The organism is Hydrogenophaga electricum (assembly GCF_030160815.1).
GTDB classification, from domain to species: Bacteria; Pseudomonadota; Gammaproteobacteria; order Burkholderiales; family Burkholderiaceae_C; genus Hydrogenophaga; species Hydrogenophaga electricum.
The window spans coordinates 136,911-156,687 of the sequence record NZ_BSPB01000005.1; the positions used below are offsets into that span (position 1 = coordinate 136,911).

Sequence of the window (19,777 nt, forward strand, 5' to 3'; positions counted from 1 at the left end):
ACAGGAGGCCCACCACCATGACCACCCCCACCCACCAGCAGGCCACCCCAGCCCGCAAAACCGCGCCCCCGCGCGGCGAAGCCGTCGTCGCCGAGCGGCTCTGGGGCACGGCCGAACTGCTCGCCTATTTCAACTGCGGCACCACGAAGCTCGCCGCCATCAAGGCAGACAAGGGCTTCCCCGCCCCCGCCGTCATCGGCGGCCTCAAGCGCTACATCCCCGCCCAGGTGCAGGCCTACGTCATCAGCAAACTGCCCCAGGGTGGCCAGGAAGGCGGTGCGGCGTGAAGACCCTGCACATCACCATCAGCCACGCCGGTAGCGAGCCGCTGGAATACGACGGCCTGTTCGCCAGCGCCATCGACGCCATCACCGACGCGCTCGACCGCGCCGCGGCGGCCTTCGGCGAATCGGCCCGCGTGGGCATCCGGGCGCACGAGGTGGCCGCATGAACTGCTGTGACGCCTCTGGCCGCTGCACCAACGGCCCCGACTGCGCTGCCCGCTGCACCGCGCCCCTGCGCTTTGCGCCCGGCGCCATCGAACACCACCGCGCACCCCGCCAGCCCTGGCGCGCCTGGCTCATGCGCGCCGCCGTGTTCACCACCTGCGCGTTTGCCCTGGCCTCTGCCGGCGGCTTCATCGGCGGGCTGGTCTACGCCATCACCCAACGCTGAAAGGCCGCCGCCATGACCACCCAGCGCCACGCCGTCTGCACCACCGCGCGCCAGCACGGCAAAACCACCGCCATCGCCATCACCCGCGCCGTGCGCCAGGTGCCCACCCTGCGCGCCTGCGCCCTGTGCATGCACTCGGCCGGCGAGCAGCCGGGCCCCGAACTCGTGTGCCACTGCAGCCGCGTGGGTGCCGTCCACGGCCAGCGCCCTGCCTGCAGCACGGCCCGCGCCGCTGGCGGTGCCTGCGGCCCCGACGCCCGGCACATGGACATGGCCGCCTGGCAACTGGGCCACCGCACCCGCGCGGCCGCCGCGGCCTGAACGCCCACCCACCGCACCGGAGGCCACCGCCATGACAACGCCGCCCACCGCCGAAGAACTGCGCACAGCCTGGGAGGCCATGCGCACCCGCCGTGCCCTGGCCCACTGGCCCGCCGAGTTCGAAGACGTGATGCGCGACGCCATGCGCAGCCGCCTGGTGGCCATCGAAGCCACAGCCGCCCGCCGCCAGTGCCAGCAGCAGCGCCCGGTGTTCATCGGCTTCGATCCCGCCAGCGGCCCCGACAGAACCGCCTACTGGCGCCCGCCTGCCCACCCCACCCAGCAGCCCGACCTGTTCGACCGCAAGCGCGCGGCGGCCGGGGATCTGGACTGACCGATTCCGTTTTTTCTCACCACCACCAACCCACAGGAGCAAACCATGCCATCCGCAACCCGCGTCTACCTCAGCGGCCCCATGACGGGCCTTCCTGACCTCAACTTCCCCGCCTTCCATGCCGCCGCCGACCAGCTGCGCCGCATGGGCCTGGACGTCGTCAACCCCGCCGACATCAACCCCGACACCAGCATGAGCTGGGCCGGCTGCATGCGCGCCGACATCAAGGCGCTTTGCGACTGCGACGCCATCGCCCTCATGCCCGGCTGGGAGCGCAGCAAGGGCGCCCATCTGGAACTGCACATCGCCCACCGGCTGGAACTGGCCGTGGTCTACGTGGACCGGCCCGAGAGCCTGCAGGTGCTGGGTGTGACGGAAGGGGTTGCGGCATGAACAACGAACGCTTTCAACAGGCAGAAGGCCTGACGCTGCGCGTGGAGAAGACGGCAGACCTTGCCGCCCTTGTCGGCTCCGGCTCATTCGATGGCCGGCATCTGCCCGAACCGCTCGACGACTTCCTCGACGACGCCTACCACCACAAGAGCACCAGCGGATCCATCGGGGAGTTGTTCTCGCTGTTCCGCAGCAACGACCCAGAGGAGGATGGCGACGCGGAGGAACTGGCCTACCAGATCATGAAGCGCGACCTGCTGGGTGTGGTCCTGAAAGTCGCCACACCGGTGAAGAGCTTCTACCAGCCAGAAACGATGAACTGCAGCTACAGCTGGGGGCACTACCACACCGCCTGGGTGTACGGCCACACCTATGAAGACGCCTGGTCCGAAGCCATGCAATGGGCCAAGAAGAGCGCCCAGGAAGACAAGGTCAAGTCTCTGAAGGAAAAGGCCAAGAAGAAGGGTGGCGCGAAATGAAGACCACCATCACCTTCGAAATCGACACCCAAGGCCTGGACGGCTACACCGACGAGTACATCGCGCAGCTCTGGCACATCGCCCAGGCCAACCCGGAACCGTGGTGCAACAAAGAGGCCTGCGAACTGGTCGGCAAGGTCGGCACCGAAATCATCCGTCGGTGGCTGACCGCCATGCCACCACCGCTGCACCACCACGCCCCAGGTTCCCACGACAGGGCCACCCTGCAGGAGCACGGGAAATGGATCGGTGGGGTGTGGACGCCGAACATCTACCTGAAGGGGGAGTCAGCATGAACACCACCGCCGAAATCATCGACCGCAGCAACAAGCTGCTGGCAGAGACCACCGCCCTCGAAATGCTGAGCTGGATCAACCCGACCCCTACCACCATGCCCGACGCCTTCGAGCTGGTGCTGGTGGAGCGCGAGGAAGACGGCTCCCCGCTGCCCGTCGCTTCGGGCTACTGGGACGGCGACCTCTGGCGCCGCGAAAACGACGCCCTCGTGACCGGCAAGGTCACCGGCTGGGCCCCGTGGCCCAACGGCCGCCAGGGAGGTGCCCGCCATGGCTGAGCACACGATGGGCCGCATTGCCCGATTCACCGTCTACGCCCTCCCGGAACTGCGCGACCAACAAGGCCAGACGGTGGCCGTCGTCGGTTCCGGTGGTGCCATTGACTGGGCCAACGCCAGACGGCTCGAAGCCTGCTGGAACGCCTGCGATGGCATCAGCACCGAAAACCTCGAAAACAACCTGCCGATCAAGGAACTGGCGCTTCGCTACAACGCGGCGTTGAAACAGCGCGGCGAACTCCTGAGGGCCCTGCAGCTGGTGGCTGCAAAGCTCGGTTCGCGCCCCTACGGCACCGGAAGCTACCTGCCAAAGCCCATCCGTGACCAGGTGTTCGCGGCCATCGCTATGGCCACAAAGCAGGAAGGGGTGGCCCATGGCTGAGCACACCAACATCGAATGGTGCGACGCCACCGTGAATTGGTGGGTGGGTTGCACCCAGATCTCGCCCGGCTGCGACGCCTGCTACGCCAAGCGCATCGCCGCGCCGTTCTGGGGCCAGAAGTGGGGCCCTGGCGTGCCGCTGCAGCGCTTCGAGGGCGCGCTGGAAACCCTGAAGGCGCTGGACCGCAAAGCGCAGCGCCTGGGCCGGAAGCTGGTGGTGTTCCACAACTCGGTTTCCGACATGTTCGACAAGGACGCACCGGACGCTTGGCGCATGGACGCCTTCGAGGGCATGGCCCAGACGCCGAACCTGATCCACCTGGTGTTGACCAAGCGCATCGGCAACGTCGGCCCCTACCTGCAGCGCGACAGCCTGGCGTTCGACCTGATCGGCGAAGGGTGTGTGTGGCTGGGGATCACGGTGTGCAACCAGCCGGAGGCGGACCGCGACATCACAAAGCTGCTGGCGGTGCCGGCCGCGAAGCGGTTTCTGTCGATGGAGCCGCTGCTGGGGCCGGTGGATCTGACGGGGGAGTTTCTGACTTCAAAGTTCGGCTTCTATCCGTTTCGCGCCCTTGAAGGTGAGTACAGGACACATCTTGTCGATCTGCTGGACTGGGTGATCGTCGGCGGAGAGAGCGGCCCAGGCGCCCGCCCCTTGCACCCCGACTGGGTGCGCTCCCTGCGCGACCAGTGCCAGGCAGCTCGCGTGCCGTTCATGTTCAAACAGTGGGGCGGGTGGCTACCGGCGAAGGAAGGCCGCAGCATCACCGGCCGCGTGCTGGTGCTGGAGGGCGCGGCTCCGTTTTCCAAGAACCCAAAGTGGCATGGATTCGAAGACGGCCAGCAGGTCGCCCGAGTCGGCAAAAAAGCCGCCGGCCGCCTGCTCGACGGCGTGGAACACAACGGGAGGCCCGAATGACCCGCAAAACCACCCCCTACGCCCGCAAGCGCGCCGCCCGCGCGCGCCACCAGGCCGCGCACCCGGTGTCGGACGCCAACCTCGCGTGGATCACCGCCATCGAGCGCAGCCGCCCCTTTGACGATGACCCCGTCATCCCCGGGCTTACCGCGCCCACCGGCAGCAACGCCGTGGCCGCGGCCATCATGGTGCGCACCGCGCTGGACGACCTGCTCGCCCACCGCGTCAAGCCCGACGACACCCGCGCCGCCGACCTCGTTTCGCACGCGATCGACATGGCCCACATCCGCGCCCTGCAGATCCAGCCCGACGACGACAACCCCGCGTTGCCGCCCCTGCTGGCCGCCAAGGCCGCCATGTACCAGGTGCGCCAGCGCCGCGTGCGTGTAGGCGCCTGGGGCCTGGCAGGCCCCGAGCGCGAGCAGCTGCTCGCCGCGATCGACATCTACGAAGACGTGCTCAAGGCCAGCAGCCCGAACCAGATGGCCAAGGCCGTAGACATCCGCCGGGAAGCGCTGCGCAAGGGGTATGTGTGGGCGCCGGGGATTGGTGAATGATCACTTCGTGGCATCAAAAATGGCATCCTGAAAGAAGACCCTTGAAATACCTATGAAAACCGTTCCTCTTTCCGGCACCATCTTGAAACCCCTGTCTCGTCAGAGCCAGGGGTTTTTTCATGCACGGGCGTCAGCACCGGGGTCGCGCCATAGGCCATTTCGCCTATTGCGAACACTTCGCTTTTGCCACACAGTGACGCACCTTTTGCCACTGGGCGAAGGCGGATGATCTGCAGCCGCCTCACCGCCGCCGCGCTCCGATGAAAAACATACAACTGCTGCAGAACTGCCTGACCGACACCCAGCTGGCCCACCTCATGCCGGGCTTCAAGGCCCTGGATTTTCGCCACAACCCCCGGCCGGAGTGCCGCGAGTTCCAGATCTTCGAAGCCCTGATGGAGGCGGGCGTCCCCCAGTCCCACGACCTGCTCGGGGCGGTGTCCAGCCGGTTCCAGGCCAAAACCCGGTTGAATGGCCTCCAGGTGCGCCAGTGGATCACCGCCCATCCGGGCTACGAGGTCTACGGTGTCCACCCCTGGCCCCAGTGGCAGTACCTGCATTTCAACAGTTTCGAGCGTGCCCACATCATTCACGGGCCGGACTTCACGGCCCGCACCCAGCAGGTGTTGGACGCGGCGCGAATCCCGATCAATGCCACCGCGCCAGGGCGCCAGCACAACCGCAACCTGTGCATGAGCAGCTACTGGTTCGGCACGCCACGTTTCTGGGGCCGGTTCATGTCGGAACTGGTGCTGCCGATCATGCGCCTGAGCCCCCGCGAACTGGGCAGCGAACTGCACGATTACCTGTATGGCAACCCACTGCCTTACTACGGCCTGTCCACGCACCGGGCCGGCGCCCTGCCCTTTGTGCTGGAGCGGCTCACCAGCCTCTACATCGCAGCGGCTTTCCCCGGCCATGCCCTGTATTACCAGCGCGATCTGCCGCAGATCCTGGAAAGCTGCCTGTTCCCCTTCGAGCGCGACCTGATCACCCAGTTTCACACCCAGGTCGATGCCTGGGATGCGGCAGGCGTCTACGACACGGAGGCCATGCGCTACTTCGACCGGGCTTCCCGGCATGGGGCCCACGGATGGCTGACCTACATGCTGATGCACCCGGTCAGCTTCGACCACGGCGACCCGCGCCCGCGCCTGCCCTGGTTTGCCAGACAGGCACCCGCGAGCACCTCGGTCACGCCGTGCCCGGCAGTCACCGTGCCCGAAGAGGCGTGGTGACGACAGGATCGCGACAACGCGCCCGGATCAGGCGTGCGCCGAACGCAGGCGCACGGAGAAGTCCCGCAGCGCCGCGATGCCACTTTCTTCGGCGCGACGGCACCAGGCCTGCAGGTCGGCCGCCATCTGTTCGCGCGTGGCATGGGTGCCCGTCCAGAGGGCACGCAGCTCTTCGCGCATGGTCACCATCTTGTCGAGCACCGGATGCTCGGCACGGACCTGGGCCAGTTGCGGACGCACCTCGGCGGGGACCTTGTCGTCGTCACGGTGCAACCAGCGCCGCGCCGACTTCATCACGCCCGTGTCGGCACTGCGGGCCTTGAGGCCTTCCAGCTCGCGCTGGCAGGCAGCACGCAACTCGACGGCGAAACCGGCCATGACCTCATAGCGGTTGGCGATGATGGCCTCCAGCGTCTTTTCATCCGCCACCGGCTTCACATCGCCGTATGCCATCTTGGGCGGCACCTTCTTGGGATTGGCCAACCCGAGCAGCCCCAGCGCCCGGATATAGACCCAGCCGATATCGAATTCGTAGGGCTTGACCGAGAACTTGGCCGAGGTGGGATAGGTGTGGTGGTTGTTGTGCAGCTCTTCGCCACCCACCACCAGGCCCCAGGGAAACACGTTGGTACTGGCATCGGTCGCTTCGAAATTGCGATAACCCCAGTAGTGACCGATGCCGTTGATGATCCCCGCTGCCCAGAACGGAATCCAGAACATCTGGACGGCCCAGACCGTCAGGCCCACCGCCCCGAACAGCGCCACGTCCAGGATGAGCATCAGGCTCACACCCAGCACCGGGAAGCGGGAGTACAGGTGGCGTTCGATCCAGTCATCGGGCGTCCCGTGACCAAACCGACTCAGCGTCTCGGCATTCTTGGCTTCGGCGCGGTAGAGCTCGGCGCCCTCCCACATCACTTTCTTGATACCGAACACCTGCGGGCTGTGCGGGTCGTCCTCGCGCTCGCACTTGGCGTGGTGCTTGCGGTGGATGGCCGTCCACTCCTTGGTCACCATGCCGGTGGTCAGCCAGAGCCAGAAACGGAAAAAGTGCGCCGCCACCGGGTGCAGGTCCAGCGCCCGGTGCGCCGAATGGCGGTGCAGGTAGATGGTGACGCTGGCAATCGTGATGTGCGTGAGCACCAGGGTCACCAGCACAACCTGCCACCAGCTTGCACCGGTCAGACCCTGATCCAGAAAGTGGACCACGCCGTCCCACAGGGTGGAAACAACGGTATCGGAGGTATTCATTCAGTTCCTAGCAGTTCGCCCAACGACGGCGAGGGGACAACCCGGCAGCGGCGGTCTGCGCGACCGGAAAATCACCGATTTTACCGACGGTACCACTGGGAACCAAATCGGGCCAGCCGGTGGAAAACACGGGTAAGACCCGCCAGTTCCCGAAAAGTGCCGCCTCAGGGCTTGCGCTGCCAGACGGCGGCAAAAAAACCGTCCGTCGCATGCCGGTGGGGCCACAGGCGCAGAAAACGGCCATCGACGCCCTGGCACAGCCGACCGGCGTCCGCCCCCGGCAGCAGCGCGGCCACCGGCTGCGCCACAAAGTCGGGATGCGCCTGGTCGAACGCCTCGGCCACCGCCTCGTTTTCCTGCGGCAGCAGGCTGCAAGTGGCATACACCAGACGCCCGCCCGGCTTGAGCAAACGGGCCGCGCTGGCCAGGATGCGCTGTTGCAGCTCTGCCTGGGCAGCAATGGTGTCCGGCGTCTGGCGCCACTTGAGGTCCGGGCTGCGGCGCAGCGTGCCCAGGCCGGAACAGGGGGCATCGACCAGCACCCGGTCGATCTTGCCGGCCAGGCGTTTGATGCGCTCGTCGCGTTCATGGGCAATGGCCACCGGGTGCACATTGGACAGGCCGCTGCGCGCCAGCCGCGGCTTGATGGCGTCGAGCCGGTGCGCGGAGGTGTCGAAGGCGTAGAGCCGGCCGGTGTTTTTCATGGCGGCGCCAATGGCCAGGGTTTTGCCACCGGCTCCGGCACAGAAATCGGCCACCATCTCGCCGCGCTTGGCGTCCAGCAGCAAAGCCAGCAGTTGCGAACCCTCGTCCTGCACCTCGACCTCACCGCTGGTGAAGGCCGGCAGCTTGTGCAGGGATGGCTTGCCCTGCAAGCGGATGCCCAGCGGCGCATAGGGCGTCGGCTCCGCCACCAGCCCGGCTGCGCGCAGCTCGGCCAGCACGGCCTCGCGTTTCTTCTTCAGGGCATTGACGCGCAGATCCAGCGGTGCGGGCAACAGCAGGCTGGCCGCGAGCGCGTCGAACTCATCACCCACCTGGTCGCGCAGCACGGCGGCCAGCCATTCGGGCAGGTTGTGGCGATGCGGCGCCAGCAGGTCGGCATCACCGGCCTTGGCGCAGGCATCGAGCCAGCTTTTTTCGGCATCGTTGAGTGCGCTTTTGAGGAAGTCGCGATCGCCCGGAAAGCCCAGAATGGCCAGGCGCCGCCATTTGGAGCCGCTCCCGGAGCGCGCCAGCCCTTCGAATTTCAGCCGCTCGCGCAGCACGGCGTACACGGTGTCGGACAAGGTGGCCCGCTCGCGCGGACCCAGGGCCTTGTTCTCGCGGAAATGGCGCGACACCACGGCGTCGGCCGGGTGGTCGAATTTGAAGACTTTTTCAATGAGGCTGGCGCTTTCGTCCAGCAGGGCTTTCGGGTGCATCCTGACATTGTCCCACCGGGGATAATCGAAGGCTATGTCCGACATCGCCCAACAGGTGCGCCGCCGCCGCACCTTCGCCATCATTTCCCACCCCGACGCGGGCAAGACCACCCTGACCGAGAAGCTGCTGCTGTTCTCGGGTGCCATCAACATTGCCGGCTCGGTCAAGGCGCGCAAGGCCGCGCGCCACGCCACGTCCGACTGGATGGAGATCGAAAAGCAGCGCGGCATTTCGGTCGCCTCGTCGGTGATGCAGATGGAGTACCGCGACTGCGTCATCAACCTGCTGGACACCCCCGGCCACCAGGACTTCTCGGAAGACACCTACCGCGTGCTCACCGCCGTGGACGCGGCCCTGATGGTGATCGACGCCGGCAACGGCGTGGAGCCGCAGACCCGGCGCCTGCTGCAGGTCTGCCGCGCGCGCAACACACCCATCCTCACCTTCGTCAACAAGATGGACCGCGAGGTCAAGGCCCCGCTGGACCTGATGGACGAAATCGAGCGCGAACTGGGCATGACCGTGGTGCCCTTCACCTGGCCGGTCGGCATGGGCAAGACCTTCCGCGGCGTGTACGACCGCCGCGAGAACCAGATGCGCGTGTTCGCCGCCGGTGAAGACCGCCGCGGCGGTGACGAAGAAGTGCTGGCCGGCCTGGACAACCCCGAGAGCGCGCAACGTTTCGGCATGGAGTGGGGCCCCGCCAAGGACGAACTCGAACTGGTGGAAGGCGCTTCCCCCGCTTTCGACAAAGAAGCCTTCCTCAACGGCCAGCAAACGCCCATGCTGTTCGGTTCCGCCGTCAACAACTTCGGCGTGCGCGAGGTGCTGGACGCCCTGGTGGACCTGGCGCCGCAGCCCGGCGCCAAGGCGGCGATCCAGCGCGTGGTCGAGCCGACCGAACCCAAGTTCAGTGGCGTGGTCTTCAAGATCCAGGCCAACATGGATCCGGCGCACCGCGACCGCATCGCCTTCGTGCGCTGCGCCAGCGGCCACTTCGAGCGCGGCATGCGCCTGAAGGTGGTGCGCAGCGGCAAGGAATTGCGGCCCAACACCGTGGTGAGCTTCCTGAGCCAGCGCCGCGAACTGCTGGACGAGGCCTTTGCCGGCGACATCATCGGCATTCCCAACCACGGCGTGCTGCAACTGGGCGACACCCTCACCGAGGGCGAAGCGCTGCAGTTCACCGGCCTGCCCTTCTTCGCGCCGGAAATCATCCGCAGCGTGGAAGTGGCCGATCCGCTCAAGACCAAGCAGCTGCGTGCCGGCCTGACCCAGCTGGGCGAAGAAGGCGCGATCCAGGTGTTCCGTCCCATCGCCGGCACGGTGCTGCTGCTGGGCGCCGTCGGGCAGCTGCAGTTCGAGGTGGTGGCGCACCGGCTGGAGCACGAATACGGCGTCAAGGCCCGCATCACGGGCAGCAGCTACAACGTGGCGCGCTGGGTGACCTGCGCGCCCGAGGACGGCGGCGAACAGGAACTCAAACGCTTCATGGACGCCAATGCCCACCGCGTGGCGCTGGACGCGGTGGATGCGCCCACGGTGCTGCTGGACCACATGGCCACGCTGCGTGCGGTCGAAGGCAATTGGCCGAAGATCAAATTCCACGCGATGCGCGAGCACGCGGGCCTGGTGTTCCACAAGGGCGTCTGATGGCAGCGGCAGGCGCGCCCGGCATGCGCCCTGAAGACCTGGAGCGCCTGTTCAGCGTGAAGATGCCCTACGGTAAGTACCAGGGCCGCGCCATTGCCGACCTGCCCGGCAACTACCTGAACTGGTTTGCTCGCGAGGGTTTCCCCCGCGGCGACCTGGGACGCCTCATCGCGCTGATGCACGAAATCGACCACAACGGCCTGGGCGAGCTGCTCGCGCCACTGCGGGCGCGCCACCGCCCGCCCGGCTGAGGCCGGTTCAGGCAGCGATCAGGCGCTCGACCACTTTCGGATAGATCTGGTGCTCCTGCGCCAGCACGCGGGCGGCCAGCGCCTCGGGCGTGTCGCCCGGCAACACGGGCACCACGGCCTGGTCGAGGTATTCGCCGTGGTCCAGCTCGGCCGTCACGCGGTGCACCGTGCAACCCGCAAAGCGGCAGCCGGCTTCGATGGCGCGCCGATGGGTGTGCAGGCCCGGAAAGGCCGGCAGCAGGCTGGGGTGGATGTTGACCAGCCGCCCCGCGTAATGCTGGACAAAACCGGGCGTGAGAATGCGCATGAAACCCGCCAGCACCACCAGCGCCGGGTGGTGGCGGTCGATCTCGGCCATCAGCGCCGCGTCGAAGGCCTCGCGCGAATCGAAGGTCTTGTGGTCCAGCGCGGCGGTGGGGATCCGGTGCTCGCGGGCCATCGCCAGGCCGGCTGCATCCGACCTGTTGCTGACGACAGCCGCCACGCGGGCGCCATGGCGCTCGGCCCAGCGCCCTTTGAGCGACGCATTGACGATGGCGGCCATGTTGGAGCCGCTGCCAGAGATGAGAATGACGATGTTTTTGTCCACGGCCCTGATTGCAGCCACCCGCCAGTCGGGGCCGCCAAGTGTAGCGACCCGCCCATGACCCTCGACTTCCGCACCCGCCCCCTTTCCCCCGCCGAAGCCCGCGTGCTGGCCACCCTGATGGAGAAAGCCCGCACCGTGCCCGACAGCTACCCGCTGTCGCTCAACAGCCTGCAAAGCGGCTGCAACCAGAAATCGTCGCGCGAGCCGGTGATGAATCTCGGCGAAGCCGAGATCACCGACGCCATCGACGGCCTGCGCGACCTCAGCCTGGTGATCGAATCCAGCGGCAACCGCGTGCCGCGCTATGAACACAACTTCCAGCGGGCCGTGGGCGTGCCCGAACAGTCGGCCGTGCTGCTGGGTTTGCTGATGCTGCGCGGCCCGCAGACGGCGGGCGAGTTGCGCACCAACGCCGACCGCTGGTACAGGTTCCTGGACATCGCCTCCGTCGACGCCTTCCTCGACGAACTGCAGGAACGTGCCGAGGAAAAAGGCGGGCCGCTGGTGGTCAAGCTGCCCCGCGCGCCAGGCGCCCGCGAACAACGCTGGGCGCACTTGCTGTGCGGCCCGGTGGACCTCTCATCGCCGGCAGCGAGCAGCGCCCCAGCCGGCGATACCGCGCTGGCCGAGCGCGTGACCACCCTGGAGAACACCGTTGCCACCCTCCAGGCCCAACTGGCCGATCTGCGCGAACAACTGGGCATGTCGCAGCCCGGACAGCCCTAAAACGAACGGCCGTGCGAAACTCCGCGGATCGGGCCGCCACCGCCGGCGGCTGTCGATCACCCGACCACGGAGACAAGCATGGATTTGGCATTCACGCCGGAAGAACTGGCATTCCGCGATCAGATTCGCAGTTGGGTCAAAGCCAACCTGCCTGCGGACATTGCCCACAAGGTCCACAACGCCCTGCGCCTCTCACGCGACGACATGCAGCGCTGGGCCAAGATCCTGGGCAGCAAGGGCTGGCTGGGTTATGGATGGCCCAAGGAATTCGGCGGCCCCGGCTGGACCGCCGTGCAGAAACACCTGTTCGAAGAGGAATGCGCCCTGGCCGGCGCGCCGCGCATCGTGCCTTTCGGGCCGGTGATGGTGGCCCCGGTGATCATGGCCTTTGGCAATGCCGAACAGCACCAGCGTTTTCTGCCCGGCATCGCCAGCGGTGAAGTGTGGTGGAGCCAGGGCTACAGTGAACCGGGCTCGGGTTCGGACCTGGCCTCGGTCAAGACGCGCGCCGAACGCCAGGGCGACCACTACCTCGTCAACGGCCAGAAGACCTGGACCACGCTGGGCCAGTACGGCGAGTGGATCTTCTGCCTGGTGCGCACCAGCACCGAAGGCAAGCCGCAGACCGGCATCAGCTTTCTGCTGATCGACATGAAGTCACCCGGCGTGACGGTGCGGCCGATCAAGCTGCTCGACGGGGAGTGCGAGGTCAACGAAGTCTTCTTCGACAACGTCAAGGTACCGGCCGAAAACCTGATCGGCGAGGAAAACAAGGGCTGGACCTACGCCAAGCACCTGCTCAGCCACGAGCGCACCAACATCGCCGACGTCAACCGCGCCAAGCGCGAGCTGGAGCGCCTCAAGCGCATCGCCAAGGCCGAGGGCGTCTGGGACGACGCGCGGTTCCGCGATCAGATCGCGCTGCTCGAAGTCGACATCGTGGCGCTGGAAATGCTCGTGCTGCGCGTGCTCTCGGCCGAAAAATCGGGCAAAAACCCGCTGGACATTGCCGGCCTGCTCAAGATCAAGGGCAGCGAAATCCAGCAGCGCTACGCCGAGCTGATGATGCTGGCCGCCGGCCCGTTCAGCCTGCCCTTCATCGAAGAAGCCATGGAAGCCGGCTGGCAGGGCAACTTCCCGGGTGGCGTGGTGGCCAATGCGCCGCTGGCGTCGACCTACTTCAACATGCGCAAGACCACCATCTACGGCGGCTCCAACGAAGTGCAGCGCAACATCGTCGCGCAGACGGTGCTGGGATGATTTTCCGCCGGGCCGCCCCTGGGAAAATCGCGCCCCCTTGGGGGGCAGCGAACCCGGGGTGAGCGTGGGGGCTCAAATTTCTGGAGATTCAAATGGACTTCAATTTTTCCGACGACCAGGAACAGCTGCGCGACGCGGTGCGCAAATGGGTCGACAAGGGCTACGATTTCGAGCGCCGCCGTGGCATCGTCAAGGCGGGCGGTTTTGACCGCGCGGCGTACAACGAACTGGCCGAACTCGGTCTGGGTGGCCTGTACATCGGCGAAGACGACGGCGGCCTGGGCATGGGCCCGGTCGAGGGCATGGTGGTGATGGAAGAGCTGGGCCGCGGCATCGTGCTGGAGCCGCTGGCGCAGACCCTGATCACCGGCGGCGTGATCGGCGCTTACGGCGGCACCGAGGTGAAGGCCGCCTGGCTGCCGAAGATCGCGGCGGGCGAGGCCCTGGTGGTGCTGGCGCAGCAGGAGCGTGGGGCGCGGTACCGGCTCGACGTCTGCAAGACCACGGCCACCCAGACCGGCAGTGGCTGGACGGTCAACGGCACCAAGAGCGTGGTGCCCGCCGGTGATCAGGCCGATGCCTGGCTGGTGCCGGCCACGGTCAACGGGCAGATCGCTCTCTTTCTGGTCGAGCGCAGCGCCAGCGGCGTGAGCACACAAGGCTACGGCACGCAGGACGGCGGTCGCGCGGCCGAGGTGACGCTGCAGAACGCGCCCGCCACCCTGGTGACCTCCGACGGCCTGCCGGCGCTGGAGCACGCGGTGGACATCGGTATCGCCGCCATCTGTGCCGAAGCCGTGGGCGTGATGGACAAGACCATCGCGGTGACGGCGGAATACCTGAATACGCGCAAGCAGTTCGGCGTGGTCATCGGCAGCTTCCAGGCCTTGCGCCACCGTATCGCCGACATGAAGATGCAGCTCGAACTGGCCCGTTCGATGAGCTATTACGCCAGCCTCAAGCTCAATGCCCCGGCCGACGAGCGCCGCCGCGCGCTCTCGCGCGCCAAGGTGCAACTGGGCCAGAGCATGCGCTACGTGGGCCAGCAGGCGGTGCAACTGCACGGCGGCATCGGCGTGACCGACGAGTACATCGTCAGCCACTACTTCAAGAAGCTCACCCAACTGGAAATGACCTTCGGCGACACCCTGCACCACCTGGGCGAGGTGTCGGCGCGCATGGAGGACACGGCCGGGGTGTTTTCCTGAACACCCCCCTGCGCCGCTGACGCGGCTTTCCCCCGCTCTGGCGCGCCGCAACGCGGCGCTGGGCAGGGGGACGGCACCTGGGGCCGGCGAAGCCGGACCCTCGTCGCCCTGGTGACGCAGACACTTGGCGCCGAACAGGGAGATGGGCTCCTGCGCCACTTTCACCCTGCTCTCTTCGGGGCAGCGGCAGCCCACCTATCATCCGCGCCATGAATTCCGCCGTATCGCCCGCCTCGTCCCGCCAACTGCTGTGGCTGGTCGCGGTGGGTTTTTTCATGCAGACGCTGGACGCCACCATCGTCAACACCGCCCTTCCCGCCATGGCGCGCAGCCTCGGCGAAAGCCCGCTGGAGATGCAGGCGGTGATCGTCTCGTACGCGCTCACCATGGCGGTGGTCATCCCGGCCTCGGGCTGGGTGGCCGACCGCTTCGGCACCCAGCGCGTGTTCTTCACCGCCATCGTGCTGTTCACCCTGGGCTCGGCCGCCTGCGCCGCCTCGCCCAGCCTGCACTGGCTGGTGGTCGCGCGCGTGCTGCAGGGCCTGGGCGGCGCCCTGCTGCTGCCGGTGGGCCGCCTGGCGGTGCTGCGCGCCTACCCGCGCGAGCAGTTTCTGGAAGCCATGAGCTTCGTCGCCATGCCGGGCCTGATCGGTCCGCTGGTCGGTCCCACGCTCGGCGGCTGGCTGGTGGAAGCCGCGTCCTGGCACTGGATCTTCCTCATCAACCTGCCTGTGGGCGTGCTCGGCGCACTGGCCACCCTGCGCTACATGCCGGGTGGTCGCTCGGAACGGCCGCCCGCGTTCGACGCGGGTGGCTACACGATGCTGGTGGTGGCCATGCTGGCCCTCTCGCTGGCCCTGGACGGACTGGGTGGCCTGGGCATGAAACACCTGCTGGTGCTGTTGCTGCTCCTGCTGGGGCTGGCCGCCCTCACCGCCTACTGGCTGCACGCCGCGCGCGTGCCCGCCCCCCTGTTCACGCCCCGGCTGTTTTCGCTGCAGAGCTTCCGGGTCGGGCTGCTGGGCAACCTGTTCGCGCGCATCGGTTCCGGTGCCATGCCTTACCTGATTCCCTTGCTGATGCAACTGGCCATGGGCTACAGCCCGGCCCAGGCCGGCATGCTGATGCTGCCGGTGGCACTCGCCGGGCTGGGCATGAAGCGCCTGGTCACGTCCATCATCGGCCGCTGGGGCTACCGCCGCGTTCTGATCGGCAACACGCTGGCCCTGGGGGCCATGATCGCGGGCTTCGCACTCATGACGCCCGACCAGCCGCTGTGGCTGCGCGTGTTGCAGATGGCGATGTTCGGCGCGGTCAATTCGATGCAGTTCACGGCCATGAACACCGTCACGCTCAAGGATCTGGACCCGGCCCACGCCAGCGGCGGCAACAGCATGCTGTCGATGGTGCAAATGCTCGGCATGGGCATGGGCGTGAGCGTGGCCGCCACGCTGCTGGCCGCTTTCGGACCTTGGCTGGGCGTTTCCGCCAGCGCCGCGGGCCCGGACGCCCTGCCCGCGTTCCGCGCAGCGCTGGGCGCCATCGGTGCCGTCACCATGCTGTCGGCCGGCATCTTCTGGCAATTGCAGCCCGAGCCGCCCCGCCCCGACGACGACCGCCGTGCCGGCGAATCGCGCGCGGAGCACTGAACCGACTCACGGCGGCCGAGCGCCCGCCGTCAGGCGTGCAGCCGCGACGACTTGGGCAGATGCGCCATCAGAAACTCCATCTGATCCGCCAGGATGCGGCGGTTGCGCAGGATGAAGTCTTCCCACAGGCTGGGCACATAGGGCGTGTACAGCAGCGCCATGTGCGCCTGCTCGGGCGTGCGGTTGCCCTTGCGGTGGTTGCACGAACGGCAGGCCGTGACCACGTTCATCCAGTGGTCGCGCCCCTGCTGGGCCAGCGGCCGGATGTGCTCGCGCGTCAGCTCGTCTTCGTGGAAAGGGTTGCCGCAGTACGCGCACACGTTGCGGTCGCGCGCGAACAGCTTGGGATTGGTGAGCGTGGGGTAGAGCTCGAAAGGGTTGATGGCCGGCACGCCCTTGGTGCCGATGATCGAGTTGACGGTGACGATGGACTGCCGCCCGGTGAGCGCGTTGTGCCCGCCATGGAACACCGCGATCTCTGCGCCCATCTCCCAGCGCACCTCGTCGGCGGCGTAGTGGAGCACGGCTTCCTCCAGGCTGATCCACGATTGCGGCAGCCCCTGGGCAGAGAGCTTCAAGACCTTCAAGACCCACTCCTTCGAAGCAGAGACCGGCAAAGCCCGGCTGCACCGACCGGGCAACCGGTGCGCCCGGATCGCCGAAAATTCCGCGACCCGAAAGCGCTGTCTTGTATGCCAATATAGCGTGCCTTTTTGGCGTCGCCTTGACACAACATTAACCGAGCTTTGCGCTCGGTTTTTTGTGGTTCGGATGGAACATAGAAATGTTCCAGACCATGCCGCGAGATATGCCATAGGCATCGGCAACGACGGACTTAGGCCAGCCATACCAAACGAGGTAGCGCACCTCAAGACGAGTGCGATCTGATATCCGAGGTGGACGCCCCCAAACAGCGCCGCGCGCGATCGCCGCACGCACACCCGCCCGAGTACGTTCGCGGATCATCGACCGTTCGAGCTCGGCCACAGCGCCGAGCACCTGCAAGGTGAACTGACCAATAGGGTTCGACGTGTCAATCGGCTCAGTGAGGCTCTTAATCGACGCGCCGGCCTGCTTAACCTGGTCGATGATGGTCAGGAGGTCGGAGAGGCTACGGGCCACCCGATCCAGCTTCCAGACCACCAAGGTATCTCCCTGTCTTAGGGATGCGATGACCTGGCGCAGTTGCGGCCGTGGTCCGACACCGCTGCTCTTATCTTGATAGATCTGCTTGACGCCTGCGCCCTTGAGAGCATCAAGCTGAAGAGCGGTGTCCTGATCGATGGTGGACACCCTTGCATAGCCTACAAGCACGCCTGTTCCTCCTTGCGGAAAAGTCTAGGCGGACCGTCATCAAAGGATAGCCGGAAAAACAGGGGAAACAGGTAAGCGGTGCACGCTCCACGGTCCCCGTCCACTCGCACTACACCCGCTCGCACAGAGCCTGTTCGCACTCCGATCACTCGCACAAATCCCACTCGCACTTCGTGTCTACGTGGAATTTGTGTCTACGTGATCTGCGTGTCTTCACAGGCTCTGTGTCTACGCGGGTTCCGTGTCTACGTGGCCGGTGCCCGTTCCGCTTTTGGCTTTGATGTGGAGGTCATTGGACATTGCCAGGTTGACATGGGGCCTGCCGCCCCATACCCCTGCCCCCAACCCTTCGGGCCGGACCTAACCGGTCCTTTGGGTCCCCCGGTCTGTCTTCAGAGAGCGGGTTTTCGGTGGACCCAGGCGATCAGATCGGCGTCGCGTGGATCAGAGGGCCGCAGGGAGCCCGTGACGTTACGAGGCTGGTCTAGGGTTGCCGATGGCTTGTCGGGCTGCTGCTGGGCCGGCTGGGCCTGTTGCTGGGCTTGCTGCTGCGGTTGCTGCCAGTCCACAAAGTAGCCATTGGCTGCAATGTCGCGGCACAGGCCGTCATCGACGTCCATGCGGGTTGCCTGCTGGGTGTAGCACCGGCAATCGTTGCCGAAGGTCAGGCAAGCGGCCGGGTACGGTGCGGTGCTGGGCTTGGTGACCTCATCGTAGCGGGGCGCTGTGTGCGGCAGACCTGGAACGCGAGGTGCCCAGCCTTCGTACCAGTTAGGCGCGGCGCTGGCCATCGGCCGGGCTTGCTGCTGCTGCTGGGTTCCCTGAGATGGGGATATGGCTGATGGGTCTTTGCCGCGATCGGATGCGGGAGTGTGGAGGTACGTCAGTTTCTGCCACGCGATCCAGCCGGCTGCGAGAAGGCCGAGAGGAAGCAGCATCAGCACAATGACCTTCGCCGGGATCCGCACCTTAACGGTGTGGACCTCAGCGCTTTTGTACCAGGTGTAGACCTCTTTCGGGTACCGGAACTGGCTCTCGATACTGTCTTTGCGAGTCGTGATGCAGTTGGCCTTCACGCCCTTCCATTCGTGGATCGTCGCCCAGCGCGATCCGAACTTGCGCATCAGGTGCTTGTGGGTCTCGACCAGGTTGCGGACGTTGCTATCGACCAATGCAGGTGCCTGCGTGACCAGGTAGATGTCGTAACCCTTGTGGCGGTGGGTCTCGAGGGCAGCGACGTAATCGGGCACCTTGGAGCCCACCGCTCGATTGCGGAACAAGCGCTGAGCCTCATCAATAACGATGATTGAGCCGACGGGCAACGTGTTCCAGTTGGCCGGGTCGGTCATGTGCGGCGCGGAAGGATCGGCGCTATCGTTGCCGAACAGTTCCCAGGGCAACAGCAGGTCCTTGACGCCGGAATAGTAGACCGGTCGCTTCTCAGCCTGGCGGCGGCGCTCGACCTCCCAGAGCAGAAGCAGAGTCTTGCCGTTGCCAGGTGCGCCAGTAATCAACGTGATGGCCATATCAGGAGCCCCCGCCCTTGGTCACCATGCTGGTGAGCTTGCCATCGGTGAGGCCCTTGACCAGCAGGCGGGCCATGAATGCGCTGGCCAGGATGTTGATGCAGGTGCCGACCTGGAGCACGCCGGCGAGCTGAACGACGGTGGAGCCGAGGCCACCGAGTCGGGCCAGTGTTTGGTCTTTGGCGGTGGTCAGCATGAGGTCGATACCGGTGTACGTCACGTAGCCGATACCGAGGCTGATGAGCACGCGGCCGACGAGGGTTCCGGCACCTTGAATCAATGCGCCCAGAAGCGCGGCGATGAAGAGAGGCATATCAGACCTTCACAACAATGAAAGCTGCAGCAAGCAGGGAGAAAGCAACAGCTATGGCACCCATGGCGGAAAGAGCGGTGCAGAGCTGACTGAGTGGGATAACGATGGTCTTCCCCAGGACAGGGATGCCGATATCGGATGGACAGCCACCGCCGAATGGGTTTGTTTGATCGAGGACGCCTACGTCCTTGAACTCAGCGTTTGAGCGGGGATGGTCTGTACCGTTGCCACCGCCGAGGGCAGCTTGGCCGACGCCGAGCACACTATTTGCAGGGTCCACCTTCAGAGCACAGAGTTGCTCATTCGCGGCCCTGGCCGTGGCGCACTGGACGGCATCGCCAGTGCACTGGAAAGAGCCGGAGCAGTCACCGCCGAAAGAGGAGTCGACACAGTGCGCGGACGTCGGGTTCTGCTTGCAAAAGTCGTCCTTGGACTCTTCCTTTGTCTCGGTTTTTGTGGTGCTACCGCCACCGTTACCACTGCTCGTGGTGGTCTCGGTCGTGGTGGTGCACTTGCCGTCTTTGCAAGTGGTTGATGACGTGCTGTTTGATGAGCCGGTCTCGGAGCCAGTCGTGTTGCCTTCGCCGTCCTTTGTCGTGGTCGTGTTGTTGCTGTTGTTACTGGTATTCGTCTTGGACTCGGAGCACTTCAGGCAAACGTGCTGGCCGTTGACCGTGCCAGGACAGAGCCCCGTCTTACACGTGCGCGGCACGTCGTCCTTAAGAGGCGGATCGTCG

27 protein-coding genes are annotated in these 19,777 nt (G+C 66.1%); 19 read left to right on the plus strand and 8 right to left on the minus strand.

Features of this window, described 5'->3' with window-relative positions; genetic code table 11:
- Positions 1 to 17 precede the first annotated feature (17 nt).
- From QQK43_RS05385 to QQK43_RS05445, 13 genes are all read left to right on the plus strand, one after another.
- On the plus strand, positions 18 to 287 hold the full coding sequence (locus QQK43_RS05385) for a hypothetical protein (RefSeq protein ID WP_284306976.1): 270 nt from the start codon (positions 18 to 20) through the stop codon (positions 285 to 287).
- Positions 284 to 451: a hypothetical protein gene (locus QQK43_RS05390; protein ID WP_284306977.1), complete on the plus strand. Its 168-nt coding sequence runs from the start codon at positions 284 to 286 to the stop codon at positions 449 to 451. The genes QQK43_RS05385 and QQK43_RS05390 overlap by 4 nt, the downstream gene beginning before the upstream one ends.
- On the plus strand, positions 448 to 675 hold the full coding sequence (locus QQK43_RS05395) for a hypothetical protein (RefSeq protein WP_284306978.1): 228 nt from the start codon (positions 448 to 450) through the stop codon (positions 673 to 675). Before QQK43_RS05390 ends, QQK43_RS05395 begins: the two co-directional genes overlap by 4 nt.
- Positions 676 to 687: 12 nt before the next feature.
- On the plus strand, positions 688 to 996 hold the full coding sequence (locus QQK43_RS05400) for a hypothetical protein (RefSeq protein ID WP_284306979.1): 309 nt from the start codon (positions 688 to 690) through the stop codon (positions 994 to 996).
- 31 nt (positions 997 to 1,027) lie between these two features.
- Entirely contained in the window at positions 1,028 to 1,330 is a 303-nt protein-coding gene (locus tag QQK43_RS05405) for a hypothetical protein (protein WP_284306980.1), read from the plus strand.
- Positions 1,331 to 1,375: 45 nt separating this feature from the next.
- Entirely contained in the window at positions 1,376 to 1,723 is a 348-nt protein-coding gene (locus QQK43_RS05410) for a DUF4406 domain-containing protein (protein WP_284306981.1), read from the plus strand.
- Entirely contained in the window at positions 1,720 to 2,202 is a 483-nt protein-coding gene (locus QQK43_RS05415) for a hypothetical protein (RefSeq protein ID WP_284306982.1), read from the plus strand. Before QQK43_RS05410 ends, QQK43_RS05415 begins: the two co-directional genes overlap by 4 nt.
- Positions 2,199 to 2,498, plus strand: coding sequence for a hypothetical protein (locus QQK43_RS05420; protein ID WP_284306983.1), 300 nt, complete (start codon positions 2,199 to 2,201; stop codon positions 2,496 to 2,498). Before QQK43_RS05415 ends, QQK43_RS05420 begins: the two co-directional genes overlap by 4 nt.
- The gene (locus QQK43_RS05425) at positions 2,495 to 2,776 is read left to right on the plus strand and encodes a hypothetical protein (RefSeq protein WP_284306984.1); all 282 of its coding nucleotides are present in this window, start codon (positions 2,495 to 2,497) and stop codon (positions 2,774 to 2,776) included. The genes QQK43_RS05420 and QQK43_RS05425 overlap by 4 nt, the downstream gene beginning before the upstream one ends.
- On the plus strand, positions 2,769 to 3,158 hold the full coding sequence (locus tag QQK43_RS05430) for a hypothetical protein (RefSeq protein ID WP_284306985.1): 390 nt from the start codon (positions 2,769 to 2,771) through the stop codon (positions 3,156 to 3,158). Before QQK43_RS05425 ends, QQK43_RS05430 begins: the two co-directional genes overlap by 8 nt.
- Entirely contained in the window at positions 3,151 to 4,080 is a 930-nt protein-coding gene (locus tag QQK43_RS05435) for a phage Gp37/Gp68 family protein (RefSeq protein WP_284306986.1), read from the plus strand. Before QQK43_RS05430 ends, QQK43_RS05435 begins: the two co-directional genes overlap by 8 nt.
- Positions 4,077 to 4,637 carry a hypothetical protein gene (locus QQK43_RS05440; RefSeq protein WP_284306987.1) on the plus strand — a complete coding sequence of 187 codons (561 nt, stop codon included), beginning with the start codon at positions 4,077 to 4,079 and terminating at the stop codon, positions 4,635 to 4,637. Before QQK43_RS05435 ends, QQK43_RS05440 begins: the two co-directional genes overlap by 4 nt.
- 260 nt (positions 4,638 to 4,897) lie before the next feature.
- Positions 4,898 to 5,875 carry a hypothetical protein gene (locus tag QQK43_RS05445; protein WP_284306988.1) on the plus strand — a complete coding sequence of 326 codons (978 nt, stop codon included), beginning with the start codon at positions 4,898 to 4,900 and terminating at the stop codon, positions 5,873 to 5,875.
- Between the two features lie 27 nt (positions 5,876 to 5,902).
- Here the strand turns inward: QQK43_RS05445 and QQK43_RS05450 are convergent, their stop codons facing one another.
- Both QQK43_RS05450 and QQK43_RS05455 read right to left on the minus strand, forming a co-directional pair.
- On the minus strand, positions 5,903 to 7,126 hold the full coding sequence (locus tag QQK43_RS05450; protein WP_284306990.1) for a DesA family fatty acid desaturase: 1,224 nt from the start codon (positions 7,124 to 7,126) through the stop codon (positions 5,903 to 5,905).
- A gap of 164 nt (positions 7,127 to 7,290) precedes the next feature.
- The gene (locus tag QQK43_RS05455) at positions 7,291 to 8,550 is read right to left on the minus strand and encodes an RsmB/NOP family class I SAM-dependent RNA methyltransferase (protein ID WP_284306992.1); all 1,260 of its coding nucleotides are present in this window, start codon (positions 8,548 to 8,550) and stop codon (positions 7,291 to 7,293) included.
- Positions 8,551 to 8,584: 34 nt separating this feature from the next.
- On the opposite strand from QQK43_RS05455, the gene QQK43_RS05460 reads away from it, so the two are divergent.
- Positions 8,585 to 10,204: a peptide chain release factor 3 gene (locus QQK43_RS05460; protein WP_284306993.1), complete on the plus strand. Its 1,620-nt coding sequence runs from the start codon at positions 8,585 to 8,587 to the stop codon at positions 10,202 to 10,204.
- Between the two features lie 23 nt (positions 10,205 to 10,227).
- Entirely contained in the window at positions 10,228 to 10,455 is a 228-nt protein-coding gene (locus tag QQK43_RS05465; protein ID WP_234267316.1) for a DUF3820 family protein, read from the plus strand.
- A gap of 7 nt (positions 10,456 to 10,462) precedes the next feature.
- On the opposite strand, the gene purN is transcribed toward QQK43_RS05465, so the two are convergent.
- Positions 10,463 to 11,044 carry a phosphoribosylglycinamide formyltransferase gene (gene purN, locus QQK43_RS05470; protein ID WP_284306994.1) on the minus strand — a complete coding sequence of 194 codons (582 nt, stop codon included), beginning with the start codon at positions 11,042 to 11,044 and terminating at the stop codon, positions 10,463 to 10,465.
- 54 nt (positions 11,045 to 11,098) lie between these two features.
- Between purN and QQK43_RS05475 the strand changes: the two genes are divergently transcribed.
- The 4 genes from QQK43_RS05475 to mdtD all read left to right on the plus strand — a co-directional run bounded on the left by QQK43_RS05475 (position 11,099) and on the right by mdtD (position 15,887).
- On the plus strand, positions 11,099 to 11,770 hold the full coding sequence (locus QQK43_RS05475) for a YceH family protein (RefSeq protein ID WP_284306995.1): 672 nt from the start codon (positions 11,099 to 11,101) through the stop codon (positions 11,768 to 11,770).
- A gap of 78 nt (positions 11,771 to 11,848) precedes the next feature.
- Positions 11,849 to 13,030 carry an acyl-CoA dehydrogenase family protein gene (locus QQK43_RS05480; protein ID WP_234267318.1) on the plus strand — a complete coding sequence of 394 codons (1,182 nt, stop codon included), beginning with the start codon at positions 11,849 to 11,851 and terminating at the stop codon, positions 13,028 to 13,030.
- Between the two features lie 92 nt (positions 13,031 to 13,122).
- Positions 13,123 to 14,238: an acyl-CoA dehydrogenase family protein gene (locus tag QQK43_RS05485; protein WP_284306996.1), complete on the plus strand. Its 1,116-nt coding sequence runs from the start codon at positions 13,123 to 13,125 to the stop codon at positions 14,236 to 14,238.
- A gap of 209 nt (positions 14,239 to 14,447) precedes the next feature.
- Positions 14,448 to 15,887: a multidrug transporter subunit MdtD gene (mdtD, locus tag QQK43_RS05490; RefSeq protein ID WP_284306997.1), complete on the plus strand. Its 1,440-nt coding sequence runs from the start codon at positions 14,448 to 14,450 to the stop codon at positions 15,885 to 15,887.
- A gap of 29 nt (positions 15,888 to 15,916) precedes the next feature.
- Here the strand turns inward: mdtD and QQK43_RS05495 are convergent, their stop codons facing one another.
- The 5 genes from QQK43_RS05495 to QQK43_RS05515 form a co-directional block, all read right to left on the minus strand.
- Positions 15,917 to 16,474 carry an HNH endonuclease gene (locus tag QQK43_RS05495; protein ID WP_234267322.1) on the minus strand — a complete coding sequence of 186 codons (558 nt, stop codon included), beginning with the start codon at positions 16,472 to 16,474 and terminating at the stop codon, positions 15,917 to 15,919.
- 148 nt (positions 16,475 to 16,622) lie between these two features.
- Positions 16,623 to 17,180 (minus strand): recombinase family protein, encoded by a 558-nt coding sequence (locus tag QQK43_RS05500; RefSeq protein ID WP_370465222.1) that lies wholly within the window; start codon positions 17,178 to 17,180, stop codon positions 16,623 to 16,625.
- 413 nt (positions 17,181 to 17,593) lie between these two features.
- Positions 17,594 to 18,727 carry a zonular occludens toxin domain-containing protein gene (locus QQK43_RS05505; protein ID WP_284306999.1) on the minus strand — a complete coding sequence of 378 codons (1,134 nt, stop codon included), beginning with the start codon at positions 18,725 to 18,727 and terminating at the stop codon, positions 17,594 to 17,596.
- 1 nt (position 18,728) lies between these two features.
- Positions 18,729 to 19,040, minus strand: a complete 312-nt coding sequence (locus QQK43_RS05510; RefSeq protein WP_284307000.1) for a DUF2523 domain-containing protein — start codon at positions 19,038 to 19,040, stop codon at positions 18,729 to 18,731.
- 1 nt (position 19,041) lies between these two features.
- A complete protein-coding gene (locus QQK43_RS05515; RefSeq protein WP_284307001.1) occupies positions 19,042 to 19,752 on the minus strand; it encodes a virulence factor TspB C-terminal domain-related protein in 711 nt (236 codons plus the stop codon).
- Positions 19,753 to 19,777: the final 25 nt, after the last annotated feature.

Bases quoted from the DNA above. Each gene is read 5' to 3' on its own strand.
- QQK43_RS05385 (WP_284306976.1), top strand. From the start codon at position 18: ATGACCACCCCCACCCACCAGCAGGCCACCCCAGCCCGCAAAACCGCG.
- QQK43_RS05395 (WP_284306978.1), top strand. From the start codon at position 448: ATGAACTGCTGTGACGCCTCTGGCCGCTGCACCAACGGCCCCGACTGC.
- QQK43_RS05400 (WP_284306979.1), top strand. From the start codon at position 688: ATGACCACCCAGCGCCACGCCGTCTGCACCACCGCGCGCCAGCACGGC.
- QQK43_RS05405 (WP_284306980.1), top strand. From the start codon at position 1,028: ATGACAACGCCGCCCACCGCCGAAGAACTGCGCACAGCCTGGGAGGCC.
- QQK43_RS05410 (WP_284306981.1), top strand. From the start codon at position 1,376: ATGCCATCCGCAACCCGCGTCTACCTCAGCGGCCCCATGACGGGCCTT.
- QQK43_RS05415 (WP_284306982.1), top strand. From the start codon at position 1,720: ATGAACAACGAACGCTTTCAACAGGCAGAAGGCCTGACGCTGCGCGTG.
- QQK43_RS05420 (WP_284306983.1), top strand. From the start codon at position 2,199: ATGAAGACCACCATCACCTTCGAAATCGACACCCAAGGCCTGGACGGC.
- QQK43_RS05425 (WP_284306984.1), top strand. From the start codon at position 2,495: ATGAACACCACCGCCGAAATCATCGACCGCAGCAACAAGCTGCTGGCA.
- QQK43_RS05430 (WP_284306985.1), top strand. From the start codon at position 2,769: ATGGCTGAGCACACGATGGGCCGCATTGCCCGATTCACCGTCTACGCC.
- QQK43_RS05435 (WP_284306986.1), top strand. From the start codon at position 3,151: ATGGCTGAGCACACCAACATCGAATGGTGCGACGCCACCGTGAATTGG.
- QQK43_RS05440 (WP_284306987.1), top strand. From the start codon at position 4,077: ATGACCCGCAAAACCACCCCCTACGCCCGCAAGCGCGCCGCCCGCGCG.
- QQK43_RS05445 (WP_284306988.1), top strand. From the start codon at position 4,898: ATGAAAAACATACAACTGCTGCAGAACTGCCTGACCGACACCCAGCTG.
- QQK43_RS05450 (WP_284306990.1), bottom strand. From the start codon at position 7,126: ATGAATACCTCCGATACCGTTGTTTCCACCCTGTGGGACGGCGTGGTC.
- QQK43_RS05455 (WP_284306992.1), bottom strand. From the start codon at position 8,550: ATGCACCCGAAAGCCCTGCTGGACGAAAGCGCCAGCCTCATTGAAAAA.
- QQK43_RS05460 (WP_284306993.1), top strand. From the start codon at position 8,585: ATGTCCGACATCGCCCAACAGGTGCGCCGCCGCCGCACCTTCGCCATC.
- QQK43_RS05465 (WP_234267316.1), top strand. From the start codon at position 10,228: ATGCGCCCTGAAGACCTGGAGCGCCTGTTCAGCGTGAAGATGCCCTAC.
- QQK43_RS05475 (WP_284306995.1), top strand. From the start codon at position 11,099: ATGACCCTCGACTTCCGCACCCGCCCCCTTTCCCCCGCCGAAGCCCGC.
- QQK43_RS05480 (WP_234267318.1), top strand. From the start codon at position 11,849: ATGGATTTGGCATTCACGCCGGAAGAACTGGCATTCCGCGATCAGATT.
- QQK43_RS05485 (WP_284306996.1), top strand. From the start codon at position 13,123: ATGGACTTCAATTTTTCCGACGACCAGGAACAGCTGCGCGACGCGGTG.
- mdtD (WP_284306997.1), top strand. From the start codon at position 14,448: ATGAATTCCGCCGTATCGCCCGCCTCGTCCCGCCAACTGCTGTGGCTG.
- QQK43_RS05505 (WP_284306999.1), bottom strand. From the start codon at position 18,727: ATGGCCATCACGTTGATTACTGGCGCACCTGGCAACGGCAAGACTCTG.
- QQK43_RS05510 (WP_284307000.1), bottom strand. From the start codon at position 19,040: ATGCCTCTCTTCATCGCCGCGCTTCTGGGCGCATTGATTCAAGGTGCC.